We start from the raw sequence: 12,902 nt of genomic DNA, 5'->3' as shown, positions 1-12,902 counted from the left end.
CGCGATGGACATTCCTTCCCTGCTGGCCGGCTTGCCGGCGCGCCTGTCGGCCATCCCCGCCTACTGGGCGGCGCGCGCGCCCGACGCGCCGGCGCTGCATGAAGGCGGCCGCCACTGGACCTATGCGCAGCTGCAGCACAGTGTGGAACATGCGGCGCTGCTGCTGCGCCAGCTGGACGTGCGCGCCGGCGACCGCTTGATGGTGGTGGGCGAGAACTGCGCTCTGCAGGTGGCGCTGATTTTTGCTGCCGCCAGCATCGACGCGTGGATCGTCAACGTCAATGCCCGCCTGTCGGCGCGCGAAATCGACACCATCGCCACGCACAGTTCCGCACGGCGCGTGCTGTTCCTGGCCGGCACCTCGCCGGAAGCGGCCGCCCATGCGGCGCGGCGCGGGGCCAGCGCCGTCACCGTCGATGGCATGGGCGAGCTGCTGGCGGACGGCTTGAACGCGGCAGCCATCGCGGAAGACACGGTCCCCGGCAACGAACAGGTGGCCGCGCTGATCTACACGACGGGCACGACGGGACAGTCGAAAGGCGTGATGCTCACGCACCGCAACCTGCTGTTCATCGCCGCCGTCTCCAGCGCCTTGCGGGGCTTGACGCGCAGCGACCGCGCCTACGGCGTGCTGCCGATTTCGCACGTGTACGGCCTGGCCTCGGTGGCCCTGGGCACCCTGTATGCGGGCGCCGCGCTGTACCTGGTGCCGCGCTTTTCCGTCGACGGCCTGCTCTCGGCCCTGAAGGACGATGAACTGACCATCGTGCAGGGCGTGCCGGCCATGTACGCCAAGCTGCTGCAAACCCTGGGCGGTGCCGGCACGCCGCTGCCGACACGGCTGCGCTTTGCGTATGCGGGCGGCTCGCCGCTGGCGCCGTCGCTCAAGCACGAGGTGGAAAAACTGCTGGGCACCGCGCTGCACAATGGCTACGGCATGACGGAAAGCGCGCCCACCATCAGCCAGACCCGGCTCGATGCGCCGCGCCATGACAGTTCCGTCGGCATGCCGATCCCCGGCGTGGAAGTGCGCGTGGTGGACGTGGGCGGCCTGGACGTGGCGCCAGGCGAAGCGGGCGAATTGTGGATACGCGGGCCGAACATCATGGCCGGCTACTACCGCGAACCGGCCATGACGGCGGCCACCATGCGCGACGGCGGCTGGCTCAATACGGGCGACATGGCGCGCCAGGATCCCGACGGCGCGCTCTTCATCGTGGGACGCACCAAGGAACTGATCATCCGTTCCGGTTTCAATGTGTATCCGCTGGAAGTGGAAACGGCCCTGAACGCCCACCCGTCCGTGGTGCAGTCGGCCGTGGTGGGACGCACGCTGGACGATGGCAACGAGGACGTCATCGCCTACGTGGAACTGGACCCGCGCCAGCCCGCCAGCGTGGCACAATTGCAGGCCTGGCTGGCGCAGACCCTGTCGCCATACAAGTGCCCGTCCGCCATCATCGTCATGGAAACGCTGCCGGCCGCCGCCACGGGCAAGATTTTAAAGGGGCAGCTGCGGCAAATGGCGCAGAATACCCTGTGAATTAACCCTGCTGTACCAGACCCGACAATAAAACCAAGCCACATCACCGGAGGAGACACGATGAAACGCACCTACACACGCATCGCCATGGCAGCGCTGGTTGCAAGCGCCTGGATGGCGCAGGCCAGCGCCGACGAATTCCTGGTCGGCGCGGAAATCCCGCTGACGGGCAACCTGGCGCGCGTCGGCGCCGGCATGCAGGAAGGGATCATGGTCGCGGCCGAGGTATTCAACAAGACCAACGGCAAGCACACGATCAAGATCATCACCGTCGACGACGAATCGGCGCCCGCCAAAGCCATCGCCGCCGTGGAAAAGCTGGCCAGCCAGGGCGTGGTGGCCATCACGGGCGGCTATGGCTCGAACAATATCTCGCCCGCCTCGGACACGGCGAATAAACTGGGCCTCGTCTACATCACTTCGGGCGGCGTGGACGACAGCCTGGTGACCAGCGGACGCAAGAATTTTTTCCGCATCAATAACACGGCCGGCTACGAAAAAGCCATGCTGGGATTGCTGCAGGACGTGGGCGCCAAGTCCGTCTCCATCGTGTACTCGACCAAGGACGCCACCACGGGCCTGGCGAAAGACGTGGAAAAGGCCCTGGCCGCCAGGGGCGTGAAAGTGACGACGCACTCGTTCGACCCTGCCATTACCGACTTCAAGCCCATCATCAACAAGATCAAGCTGCAGGATAAATCGGAAGTCGTCGCCATGGTCGGCTACGAAAACGATTACGTGGGCATCATCCGCGCCGCCCGTGTGCTCAAACCGAAGATCAAGGCCATGGTCGGCGTGTGGTCGCTGGCCACGCCGAAGATGGCGGCCGACTTCCCCGACCTGATGCCGAACGTGTTCGGCACGGCACTGCTGCCCTTCCCCACGGAATTCAAGACAGCCGACGGCAAGGCCTTCAGCGACGCCTACAAGCAGCTGTACAAGAAGGAGCCGGACTACCTGGGCCAGTTCGGCTATGTGCAATCGATGCTGCTGTTCGAAGCGATCGCGCGCGCGGCCGACAAGGGCACCATCAAGAAAGGCGGCGTGGCCGACGAGATGCGCAAGACGGACCGCGAAACCCTGATCGGCCGCGTGCAGTTTGCCGCCAATGGCGACAACCAGAACTTCGTGCACCGCATGGCGCAGCACCAGGACAAGAAGGTGGTGATCGTCTGGCCGAAGGAACACGCGACGGGCAAGATCGCCTATCCAGCCCTGCCCTGGTAGCAGCAGCCTCCCGCTGCACATGCGCGCGTCCGCCAGGACGCGCACCGATGAACGGCAGGCCGGCGCATCATGCGCGATGCGCCGGCCTGCCTGACGGGATGACGACATGACAGAATTAATCTTGCAAGCCCTGTATTCTGGCTTGCTGCAGGGCGGCTCCTACGCCCTGATCGCACTGGGACTGGCGCTGGTCTTCGGCACCATGAAAGTGATCAACCTGGCGCACGGCGAGCTGGTGCTGCTGGCAGCCTACATCGCCTACAGTGTGGAATCAGGCCTGGGACTCGGTCCCATGTTCGCCATTCCCATCGCGCTGGTGATCGTCAGCCTGACGTCCGTGGGCGTGTACCTGATCGTCAGCCGCATCAAGAAAGACCGCGAAATCAATTCGCTGATCCTCACCTACGGCATCGGCGTGATCCTCACCAATTTCATCCTGCTCGTATGGAAGGCGGACATCCGCTCGACGTCGTCGAGCTGGCTGCAGGAAGGCATCGAGATCGGCCCGTTTTTCAGCATGCGCAGCGAAGTGATTTTCTTTGGCGTCAGCCTGGTGCTGATGGCGGCCCTGTGGCGCTGGCTGTCGACCAGCTGGTATGGCCGCGCCGTGCGCGCCGTCTCCAGCAACCGCGACGCGGCCAAGCTGATGGGCATCGACCCGGGCCGCACGGAACTCGTGTCCTTTTTAGTCGCCGGCATCCTGGCCGCCTTCGCCGGCGTGGCCCTGTTCAGCTATGGCGTGATCCAGCCGGCCTACGGCGGCGCGCTGACGGTGAAAGCCTTCATCATCACGGTATTGGCCGGCATCGGGTCCATCCCCGGCGTGCTGCTGGCCGCCGTGCTGCTGGGCGTGGCCGAAGCCTTGACCGTCACCCTGGCCAGCTCCGCGCTGCAGGAATTGTCGGGCATGGTGCTGTTCCTGCTGGTGCTGTTCATCATGCCGAACGGCTTGTTCGGCGCACAACGGAGGCGCGGATGAAGCGCTCGACTTTGATTTCCACGGCGGGCCTGCTGCTGGCCGCCTATATCGCCGTGCCGCTGGCCCTGGGCGCCAACCAGTATGTGATGAGCATGGTGGTGGCGGCCCTGGTCATCGGCGGCGTGGCCATGTCCTGGGCCCTGCTGGGTAACTTGGGCGGCATGGTCAGCTTCGGCCACGCGGCCTTCTTCGGCGTGGGCGCGTATGTCTCCGCGCTGGCCACCGTGAAACTGGGCTTGCCGGTGTTTGCCGCCATGCTGCTGGGCGGCGCGGGCGCGGCTATCGCCGCCATCATCATGCTGCCCGTGCTGCGCCTGCGCGGGCCGTATTTTGCGCTGGCCATCCTCGCCTACGCCCACATCTTCCGCATCCTGGCGACGGAATGGAGCTCGGTGACGGGCGGCGCCGGCGGCATCAACAATATTCCCACCTTGCCCACCGTCTTCGGCTTCGACCTGGCCAGCAAGACGGGCGCCTACCTGGTCGTGCTGACCCTGGTGGTGGCATGCGCGTTTGCCTACAGCCGCATCCGCGCCAGCCACTACGGCATCGCCCTGCGCGCCATGCACGACAGCGAAGACGCCACGCGCGTCGTCGGCGTCAACAGCACCTTGCTGAAAGGCGCGATGCTGCTCGTGTCGGCCTTCATGGCAGGCCTGTTCGGCGCCTTCAACGCCCATTACATCAACTTCCTGGAACCGGACTACGCCTTCAACAGCCTGTGGGTGACCTTGCCGATCGTGGCGGCCATCTTCGGCGGCTACCGCACGATACTCGGCCCCGTGCTGGGCGCTGTGGTGGTCTACCTGGTCGACCAGCTGATTTTCAAGTCGCTGATCCCCACGGGCCACCAGCTGGTGCTGGGCGTGCTGCTGGTGGCGATGATCGTCTTCAGTCCGAACGGCTTGCTGCCGCTGCTACGCAAAATGTTCAAAGCGAAGGAGAAAGCACATGCTTGAACTCGATAATGTGTCCGTGCGCTTTGGCGGCCTGACGGCCGTCGATTCCGTCACGTTGAAAGTGGCAAGCCACGACGTGATCGGCCTCGTGGGCGCGAATGGCGCCGGCAAGACCACCCTGTTCAATGCGATCTCGGGCCTCGTGCGCCCCACCAGCGGCAGCATCCGCTTCGAAGGACGCGACATCATGGCCACGCCCATGTACCAGCGCGCCCGCCTGGGACTGGGCCGCACCTTCCAGATTCCGCAACCGATGCATGAATTGACGGTGCGCGAAAACCTCGTCGTGGCGCAGCGCTTCGGCACCGGCAAGGTCGACATGCGCAAGATCGATGAAATCCTCGATTTCACCAGCCTGCTTGACAAGGCCGGGCGCGACGCGGCCAGCGAACTGGCGCTGACGGAATTGAAAGCGCTGGAAGTGGCCAAGGCGCTGGCCACCAATCCGAAACTGCTGCTGCTCGACGAAGTGCTGGCCGGCCTGGAAACGAACGGCAAGCGCCGCTTCATGGGCATGCTGAAGGACTTGCACGCGGCCTTTGGCGTGGGCATCGTCATGATCGAGCACGATATCGAAACCATCAGCAATCTGTGCCAGCGCGTGGCCGTGCTCAATTTTGGCCAGCTGATCGCCGACGGCACACCCGACGCCGTCTTCCGCGATCCGGCCGTCATCGAAAGCTATACAGGGGCAGCCCATGCTTAAAGTTGAAAACCTGCGCGCCGGCTATGGCGCCATCAATGTGCTGTGGGATGTGTCGCTGTCGATCCAGAAGGGCAAGCTGACCACCATCATCGGCCCGAACGGGGCCGGCAAGACGACCCTGCTGCGCGCCATCATGGGATTGCTGCCCGTGGGCGCGGGCAGCATCGCGCTCGACGGCGTGGCCATCAACGGCACGCCGACGTGGAAGATGAGCGATGCGAGGGTGACGATGATACCCGAGGGGCGCATGACGTTCCGCGACATGAGCGTGGAAGAAAATCTGATCATGGGCGCGTTTCCGAAGGAGCACCGCAGCCACATGCCGGCGCGCCTGGCCGAAGCCTACGCCATGTTCCCGCGCCTGCACGAGAGGCGCCGCCAGCTGGCCGGGTCGCTCTCCGGCGGCGAGGCGCAGATGCTGGCGATGGCGCGGGGCCTGATGTCGGATCCGTCGCTGCTGATCATCGACGAACCGTCGCTGGGCCTGGCGCCGCTGGTGGTCAACGAACTGTTCGAGATCCTCGCGCGCCTGAACGACGGCAAGCGCACCATCATTTTAGTGGAGCAGAATACGGCGCGCGCCGTCGGCGTGGCCGATCACGTCTACCTGATGCAAAGCGGTAAAGTGGCGCTGTCGCAAAAAGCCGATGAGGTCGACCTCGAACACCTGCACGAACTGTATTTTGCGCGCTGAGCGATATCGGCCGCACGCGGTTGCCATCAGTCCTCGTCGTCGGCCAGTTTGCCAAACGCCAGCAGGGCGTTCTTGTCGAGTCCGCTCGTCACGAAAGGATCGTCGGCGGGGAAGCGGCCCGTATCGGCCAGCATGCGCAGCTTGCTCAAGCGTTCGCCCAGTGCCAGCGCTTGCGCCTGCGGATCGGCATCGGCCTGCCCCACCTGCCCGATCGCGCGGGTCACGGACTGGGGGAACTCCCACAATTCGGCGATCCGCACCGACAGGATGCGCGCTTGCGCAAACACCTGGGCAATGAAGGCGTCCGATTGCGGGAAGACATCGGGCGCATGCATCTGGTCGATCAGCCGGAACGCCACCACCAGGCCGACATTGGCCATCAGTCCCGCGAGATAGGCGTCGAAGGCGTTGGCATGCATGGCCGGCGCGACCAGGCTGGCCGCCAGCGCACATTTCTCGGACTGGCGCCAGATCAGCGGTGCCGTGCGCACGGTCAGTCCGCCGCTTTGCATGCTGACGATGGGACGGAAGGCGACGCGGGCGAGCAGCATGCGCATGCCGTTTTGCCCGAGCAGCATGATGGCGCCTTCCATATTGCTGATCGACGGGCTGGCGTTATAGCGCGACTGGTAGCAGGGCCGGTTCGCTTCGCGGTAGACCTCGGCGACCAGCAGCACGTCCTGGGCCAGCTGGGCCGACAGCTTGGCCGCGCTCATGTTTTCATCTTGCAAGGTACGCATCAACTGCGGAATGATGGCCGGAATGCGCGGCACCAGCGCAGCGCCAGCGATCGGTTCACGGGCCAGGCGCGCCAATTCGTCCAGAATCTGCTGTTCGGTCTCCTCCGGCGCCTGCGCCGCACTCGCGGCCGCCAGCCAGCGGTAGTACATGGCATCGATTTCGGTGATGGTGGCTGGCTGCCGTGTCGCCTCGGCAGCCGCCGCTGCCGCGACTGCCGCAGGCTTGTTTTTTTCGTCGCCGCCGTTCAGTAATTTTCCTATCCAGCCCATTTTGCTATCCAAGCCCTATCTGCATCACTATCGCGCAATCCGCTCCATGATTTTACTTGATGATGGCAGCGCTGGTGCGGCTGGCGTGAGCGCTTTGTCCATCTGCCGCAACATGCTAAAGTGGCATTGAATGACCCCTGCCCTGCTCGACCAGCGATCCATCATGAACAATCCACTTGCGCACTACCTCACCAGCCAGGCGTATAACAACGGCTGGGCCAACCACCGTCTGCTGAAGGCTTGCGGACAGCTGACCCAGGCCGAATTCGAGGCCACGCGCGTCAGTTTTTTCCCCACCATCCAGTTCACCCTGAACCACATCCTCACATGCGACTGGTTTTATCTCGATGCGCTCGAACGCGAGCTGCGCGGCGAAGCACCGCATGCCGACTGCTACGTCTTCTTTGAACACGATGAACCGTTCACCGATTGCGCGGCCCTGCATGCGGCGCAGCGCGCGTCGGACCTGCGCCTGATCGCCCATTGCCGCAGCCTGTGCGACACGGACCTGGCGCGGCCCGTGACGATATTGCGCGACACCCCGCAAGTCGACACGCGCCAGCGCCTGCTGGCGCACCTGTTCCAGCACCAGATCCACCACCGGGGGCAAGTGCACGCCATGCTGGCCGGCACGCGCATCGCGCCGCCCCAGCTCGACGAATTCTATTGCGCCGGCGAGGCAAGCGAGCGGGCGCAGGATTTCCTGGAACTGGGCTGGACGGAAGACGACGTCTGGGGCCCGCGCTGAACTATTCCTCGGCGTGGCAGCAGACGCACAACTTGTTGCCGTCGAGGTCGCGGAAATAGGCGCCATAGTAATGGGCGTGGTAATGCGGGCGCAAGCCGGGCGGCCCTTCGCACGCGGCGCCCAGCGCCAGCACGGCCTGGTGGCAGCGGTCCACCTGCGCACGGCTGGCGGCCAGCAAGGCCGTCATTTGGCCATTACCGGGCGCGGCCGGCAAGCCGTCATGCGGCGCCGTCAGCACGAACAGGGGCCGCGGCGCCTGCTGCGCCATCCAGCCCGCCCAGGGCTTGGCCGGATCATGAAATTTTTCGATCAGACCGAGTTCTCCCAGCAGGGCCGTATAGAAAGCGTAGGCGCGGGGAAAGTCGTTGGTGCCGAGGCAGATATGGGACAGCATGCTGCTCCTTCATGAGTTCAAACGGGTGTGCGGCGAAATACGCCAGTTGATTATAATGGCGCATCGCTTTCCGACACGCTCCCATGCCAGACCTCGACCGCCTTCAGCTGCACCCGCCCTCCAGCGCCGACCTTCCCGCTTTGCTGGACTTCGAACTGGAAAACCGCGCGTATTTTGAAAACTGGGTCACGGCCCGCGCGCCGTCCTACTACCAGCAGGAAGCCATCGCCGCCGCCATCGAACAGGCGCAGCGCGAACGCGAGCAGGACCGCGCCTACCAGTACCTGGCCAAGCTGGATGGGCAAATCATCGGCAGGGTCAACCTGACGGGCGTCACGCGCCCTTATTTCAACAAGGCAGCGCTCGGCTACCGCATCGGCGAACGGTTCGGCGGACGCGGCTACGCCACGCGCGTGGTGGCCCTGCTGCTGGATGAAGCGTTTGGCGCGCTGGATCTGTGGCGCCTGGAAGCGACGGCGCGGCCGCAAAACCTGGGCTCGGTCGCCGTCATGCAGCGCAACGGCTTTCACCAGTACGGGCGCTCGGAAAAAGCCATGCTTTTCCAGGGTGACTGGTCGGACTTGCTGTATTTTGAACGGCGCAACGACAAGGCCACGGGCTAAGACGCGGCATTTTCCAGCGTCAACGCGACTTTCAGCCTATCGGTTGCGACTTTGTCACAACGCAAAGCAGGACGATATTGGGCTGATAACGTCAAGGCTCGGGAATTTTTAATATCTTGCCAAGTCCAACATGAAACTGCGGCTACGCCTGTTCGAACATGTGCTGCTGGTACTGACCTTGGCCATCGTCATCTTTGCCGCCGCCATCGTGCTGGCACGCATGACGCAATGGGCGGAAGCGCAGGAACTGCCCGCCTACCTGATACAGGGCATGCACCTGGTGGGCAAGGTGCTGTTTTTCCTGGACGGCGGCATCGTCGTCGCCGTCAGCAGCATCCTGGCCGCCCGGCTGTTCCGCATGCTCACCAAGGAGGATATATGAAGCACCTTCATTACCTGTTCACACTCCGGCATCCGCGCCGTTTCTGGTGCAGCGCCCTCGTCATCGCCGTGGCCTCGGCCATCCTGCTGGGCCCCTGGCTCGACAGCATGCCATGGCTGGTGGCGATCCCCCTCGTCGCCGGCGGCCTGCTGGTGGCGCTGGGCGAACTGTGGGATGAAATGCATGGCAAGCGCCTGCCGAACGGCAACGACGATACGCAAGCGCCGTGCCGCCATCCCTGATGGCTTGCACGGTGATGCGTGCACGCAACAGCGGTCACGCCATCGGCCCCGCATGCACTTGATTTAAGACTGGCTTCAGCCTCGCCGTGCATCGTGATATGGTGCCAGCAGCCATGGCGCCTCCCCCACCATCACGGGCACAGCCCAGCGAAAGAGCCAATATGAGCACATGGATGCGCGCCAACAAAGGTTTTTTGATGTTTCTCCTGCTGTTCGGCGTGTTCCGCACGGCCGTGGCGGACTGGAATCCCATCCCGTCGGCGTCCATGCGCCCCAACCTGCTCGAGGGCGACGTGGTCTTCGTCAACCGCCTCGCCTTCAACCTGAAAGTGCCGCTCACCGATATCGTGCTGCAGCGCCTGGGGGAACCGCAGCGGGGCGACATCGTCACCTTTTCCTCGCCGAAAGACGGCACACGCCTGATCAAGCGCATCATCGCCCTGCCCGGCGACACGGTGGAAATGCGCAATGAACAGCTGGTCATCAATGGCCAGCCTGCCCAGTACACGGCGCTCGACACGGCGCCTGAAACCATCGCCCACGTGGGCCAGCTGACGGCCCAGCGCATCAGCGAACGCAACCAGACGGAACAGCACCGCATCCAGGTCTTGCCGCAAATCGCGGGCGCGGCCCGCAGCTTTGCCCCCGTGACGGTGCCGGCCGACCATTTCCTCATGCTGGGCGATAACCGCGACAACAGCGCCGACTCGCGCTACTTCGGCTTTGTGCCCCGCGCATTGCTGATCGGCAAGGCCGAGCGCATCCTCGTCTCGGCCAATATCCAGGAGCATTGGCAGCCGCGGCTGCAGCGTTTCGGCATGAAGCTGGAGTAAACACGACCATTGCAACAGCGCCATGCTTTTCGGTTAGCATGGCGCATCATGCAAAACTTTTCCTCAGCCAGCCAGCAGTCCGCCAGCGACAATCGTCCCCTCGAGCAGCTGGCGCAGTTCCTGCAGCGCCATCCCGACGTGCTGCTGCTGACAGGCGCCGGTATCAGCACGGCGTCCGGCATACCGGCCTACCGCGATACGGAAGGCGTGCGGCGCGGCAATGCCCCCGTGCAAGGACCCGATTTTCGCCGCCAGGAAGCCGTGCGCCGCCGCTACTGGGCGCGCAGCATGGTGGGCTGGCCGACCCTGGCGCGCGCCACGCCGAATGCCGGCCACCTGGCCATCGCGCAACTGGCCCAGCGCCAGCAGGTCGGCGGCCTGGTCACGCAAAACGTCGATGGCCTGCATCAGCAGGCCGGCAGCCCCGCCGTCACGGAGTTGCACGGCAGCATACATGGCGTCGTCTGCCTCGATTGCCGTACCCGCCACACGCGCCGCCTGATCCAGGAGCAGCTCGAACGCGACAATCCCCAACTGCTGGGCGCCACGGCCACGCCGGCGCCCGATGGCGACGCCTTGCTCGAGCCGTCCCAGCTGGCCACTTTCCACGTGCCCGTGTGTCCCCGCTGCGGCGGCACCCTGCAGCCCGACGTGGTGTTTTTCGGCGATGGCGTCCCCGCCGCCTGCGCGGCCGAGGCCGAAAGCAAGATGCACGCGGCCAGCGCCCTGCTGGTGGTGGGCTCGTCCGTCATGGTGTATTCGAGCTTTCGCCTGTGCCGCATGGCGGCCGAAACGGGCAAGCCCGTGGCCGCCATCAACATGGGCAAGACGCGCGCCGACCATTTGCTGGCATTCAAGACCGATGCCCCGGCACAAGACATCTTGCCTGCATTAGCGGCCATGCTGGGCTGATCCTGTGCCGGCCCTGCGCCGCTCTGGCTATACTGTGGCATTAACGAGGAGAATTCATGCTGGAACTGTTGAGTGAACACGCCTGTTTTGGCGGCGTACAACGCTTTTATCGCCACGACGCGCAAGCCATCGGCTTGCCCATGCGTTTCTCGGCCTTCATTCCCGACACGGTGCCAGGCGCCACGGTCACTACCAAGCGCCCCGCCCTGTTTTACCTGGCGGGCCTGACCTGCACGGAAGAAACGTTCATGATCAAGGGCGGCGCGCAACGCGTGGCGGCCGAGGAAGGCCTGATCCTGGTCACGCCTGACACCAGCCCCCGTGGCGCGAACATCGCGGGCGAAAGCGACTCCTGGGATTTCGGCGCGGGCGCCGGCTTTTACGTGGACGCCACCGAAGCGCCGTGGCGCAGCCACTACCGGATGTACAGCTATATCCTGGAATTGCGCGCCCTGCTGGAACAGGAATTGGCGATCGATGCGCAACGCACGGGCATTTTCGGCCACTCGATGGGCGGCCATGGCGCACTGGTGCTGGCCTTGCGCAATCCTGGCCTGTTCCGCTCCGTGTCCGCCTTCGCCCCCATCGCCGCACCGAGCCAATGTCCGTGGGGCAAGAAAGCATTCACGGGCTACCTGGGCAGCGATGCCGCCAGCTGGCAGCAGTACGACGCCAGCGCGCTGATGCGCGGCCTGCAGGGCCAGCCGCCGCTATTCCCCGAAGGCATCCTGATCGACCAGGGCCTGGCCGACAAATTCCTGCCCGAACAACTGCACCCCGACGTCTTCGAAGCGGCGTGCCGCGACGCCGGCCAGCCATTACGGCTGCGCCGCCATGCCGGCTATGACCACGGCTATTACTTCATCGCCAGCTTCATGGAAGACCATGTGCGCTTCCATGCGCGCAACTTGCGCGCCCTGATGGCATAAGCCAGCAAGGCACCGGAACACGTCAATGCCATCAATACCGGTTTTTTTCGATTCTTCGCTCACGGCCCGTGACGGATCGGATCAGCTTGAGCCTGGCTAGTCGAAGCAAACTTGCATGCCAGACCGCCGGGGCCGATTCGGGTGCCGCAAGCTTTTTCAAGATGCCTGATTGTGTAAAACGGTACACCCGAATAGCAAATAGACCGGCAATACCTGCGCTCCTACAATGCGGGCAGCAGTTCAGGAAAAGGCCGTCTTTTTCTGCTCGATATTCTGCTCACTACATAGGAGAAGGTCATGGGTATGTTTGATTTTATTGGCGAGATCATGGATGCAGCCGTGGATGCCATAGGCTCTGCCGTGGACACGATCGCGGAAAATCCCGTCAAGTCCATTGCGATCGGTGTCGCCACGGTCGCCACCGGCGGTACCGCGCTGGCGTTTGCCGGCCCGATTGCCGGCGTGATCGGCACGACAGGCTTGCTGGGGGCCGCCAGTACCGGAACGCTCATCAGCACCACGGCTGGCGCCGCACTGGTCAACGGGTCCCTCGCAGCCTTGGGCGGCGGCGCTCTCGCTGCTGGTGGCGGAGGCATGGCGGCGGGCGCCATGGTTGTCGGCGCAGGGGGAGCGACGTTGGGAGCGGCGGTTTCCGGCGCGGTGGCGGCCGCTGCCACCTGAGCTGTACCACGCCAAACCTTCATGAAACACACTCAGGCGG

The 12,902-nt window shown here is 64.4% G+C and carries 16 protein-coding genes; 14 read left to right on the top strand and 2 right to left on the bottom strand.

The features are described from left to right. Positions 1-4: 4 nt before the first annotated feature. The 6 genes from IGS55_RS13480 to IGS55_RS13455 all read left to right on the top strand — a co-directional run bounded on the left by IGS55_RS13480 (position 5) and on the right by IGS55_RS13455 (position 6,108). Positions 5-1,543, top strand: coding sequence for a class I adenylate-forming enzyme family protein (locus IGS55_RS13480; RefSeq protein WP_230517530.1), 1,539 nt, complete (start codon positions 5-7; stop codon positions 1,541-1,543). A gap of 60 nt (positions 1,544-1,603) precedes the next feature. Further along, the gene (locus IGS55_RS13475) at positions 1,604-2,770 is read left to right on the top strand and encodes an ABC transporter substrate-binding protein (protein WP_230517529.1); all 1,167 of its coding nucleotides are present in this window, start codon (positions 1,604-1,606) and stop codon (positions 2,768-2,770) included. Positions 2,771-2,876: 106 nt separating this feature from the next. Next, positions 2,877-3,749 (top strand): branched-chain amino acid ABC transporter permease, encoded by an 873-nt coding sequence (locus IGS55_RS13470; RefSeq protein ID WP_034757323.1) that lies wholly within the window; start codon positions 2,877-2,879, stop codon positions 3,747-3,749. After that, complete coding sequence (locus tag IGS55_RS13465) at positions 3,746-4,708, top strand: branched-chain amino acid ABC transporter permease (protein WP_230517528.1); 963 nt, start codon at positions 3,746-3,748, stop codon at positions 4,706-4,708. Before IGS55_RS13470 ends, IGS55_RS13465 begins: the two co-directional genes overlap by 4 nt. Beyond that, positions 4,701-5,414: an ABC transporter ATP-binding protein gene (locus IGS55_RS13460; RefSeq protein ID WP_034757316.1), complete on the top strand. Its 714-nt coding sequence runs from the start codon at positions 4,701-4,703 to the stop codon at positions 5,412-5,414. The genes IGS55_RS13465 and IGS55_RS13460 overlap by 8 nt, the downstream gene beginning before the upstream one ends. Next, positions 5,407-6,108 carry an ABC transporter ATP-binding protein gene (locus tag IGS55_RS13455; protein WP_230517527.1) on the top strand — a complete coding sequence of 234 codons (702 nt, stop codon included), beginning with the start codon at positions 5,407-5,409 and terminating at the stop codon, positions 6,106-6,108. Before IGS55_RS13460 ends, IGS55_RS13455 begins: the two co-directional genes overlap by 8 nt. 26 nt (positions 6,109-6,134) lie before the next feature. Here the strand turns inward: IGS55_RS13455 and IGS55_RS13450 are convergent, their stop codons facing one another. Next, on the bottom strand, positions 6,135-7,130 hold the full coding sequence (locus tag IGS55_RS13450) for an HDOD domain-containing protein (RefSeq protein WP_230517526.1): 996 nt from the start codon (positions 7,128-7,130) through the stop codon (positions 6,135-6,137). Positions 7,131-7,281: 151 nt separating this feature from the next. Here IGS55_RS13450 and IGS55_RS13445 point away from each other — a divergent pair, with 151 nt between their 5' ends. Further along, positions 7,282-7,866, top strand: coding sequence for a DinB family protein (locus IGS55_RS13445; RefSeq protein WP_230517525.1), 585 nt, complete (start codon positions 7,282-7,284; stop codon positions 7,864-7,866). A gap of 1 nt (position 7,867) precedes the next feature. On the opposite strand, the gene IGS55_RS13440 is transcribed toward IGS55_RS13445, so the two are convergent. Next, positions 7,868-8,260 carry a VOC family protein gene (locus tag IGS55_RS13440; protein WP_230517524.1) on the bottom strand — a complete coding sequence of 131 codons (393 nt, stop codon included), beginning with the start codon at positions 8,258-8,260 and terminating at the stop codon, positions 7,868-7,870. 83 nt (positions 8,261-8,343) lie between these two features. On the opposite strand from IGS55_RS13440, the gene IGS55_RS13435 reads away from it, so the two are divergent. From IGS55_RS13435 to IGS55_RS13405, 7 genes are all read left to right on the top strand, one after another. Further along, positions 8,344-8,883 (top strand): GNAT family N-acetyltransferase, encoded by a 540-nt coding sequence (locus IGS55_RS13435; RefSeq protein WP_230517523.1) that lies wholly within the window; start codon positions 8,344-8,346, stop codon positions 8,881-8,883. A 130-nt stretch (positions 8,884-9,013) separates the two neighbouring features. Beyond that, positions 9,014-9,265 carry a hypothetical protein gene (locus IGS55_RS13430; RefSeq protein ID WP_230517522.1) on the top strand — a complete coding sequence of 84 codons (252 nt, stop codon included), beginning with the start codon at positions 9,014-9,016 and terminating at the stop codon, positions 9,263-9,265. Next, the gene (locus IGS55_RS13425; protein WP_230517521.1) at positions 9,262-9,507 is read left to right on the top strand and encodes a hypothetical protein; all 246 of its coding nucleotides are present in this window, start codon (positions 9,262-9,264) and stop codon (positions 9,505-9,507) included. Before IGS55_RS13430 ends, IGS55_RS13425 begins: the two co-directional genes overlap by 4 nt. 161 nt (positions 9,508-9,668) lie before the next feature. Continuing rightward, positions 9,669-10,340, top strand: a complete 672-nt coding sequence (gene lepB / locus IGS55_RS13420) for a signal peptidase I (RefSeq protein ID WP_070304325.1) — start codon at positions 9,669-9,671, stop codon at positions 10,338-10,340. Between the two features lie 48 nt (positions 10,341-10,388). Continuing rightward, the gene (locus IGS55_RS13415) at positions 10,389-11,252 is read left to right on the top strand and encodes an NAD-dependent protein deacetylase (RefSeq protein ID WP_230517520.1); all 864 of its coding nucleotides are present in this window, start codon (positions 10,389-10,391) and stop codon (positions 11,250-11,252) included. Positions 11,253-11,308: 56 nt separating this feature from the next. Beyond that, entirely contained in the window at positions 11,309-12,181 is an 873-nt protein-coding gene (fghA, locus tag IGS55_RS13410; protein ID WP_329958143.1) for an S-formylglutathione hydrolase, read from the top strand. Positions 12,182-12,478: 297 nt separating this feature from the next. Next, positions 12,479-12,862 carry a hypothetical protein gene (locus IGS55_RS13405; RefSeq protein WP_230517519.1) on the top strand — a complete coding sequence of 128 codons (384 nt, stop codon included), beginning with the start codon at positions 12,479-12,481 and terminating at the stop codon, positions 12,860-12,862. Positions 12,863-12,902 lie beyond the last annotated feature (40 nt).

This window comes from Janthinobacterium sp. EB271-G4-3-2 (assembly GCF_020858035.1).
GTDB classification, from domain to species: Bacteria; Pseudomonadota; Gammaproteobacteria; order Burkholderiales; family Burkholderiaceae_D; genus Janthinobacterium; species Janthinobacterium aestuarii.
The sequence above is the reverse complement of the archived record's forward strand: the minus strand, read 5'-3'. Positions and strand labels throughout refer to the sequence as shown.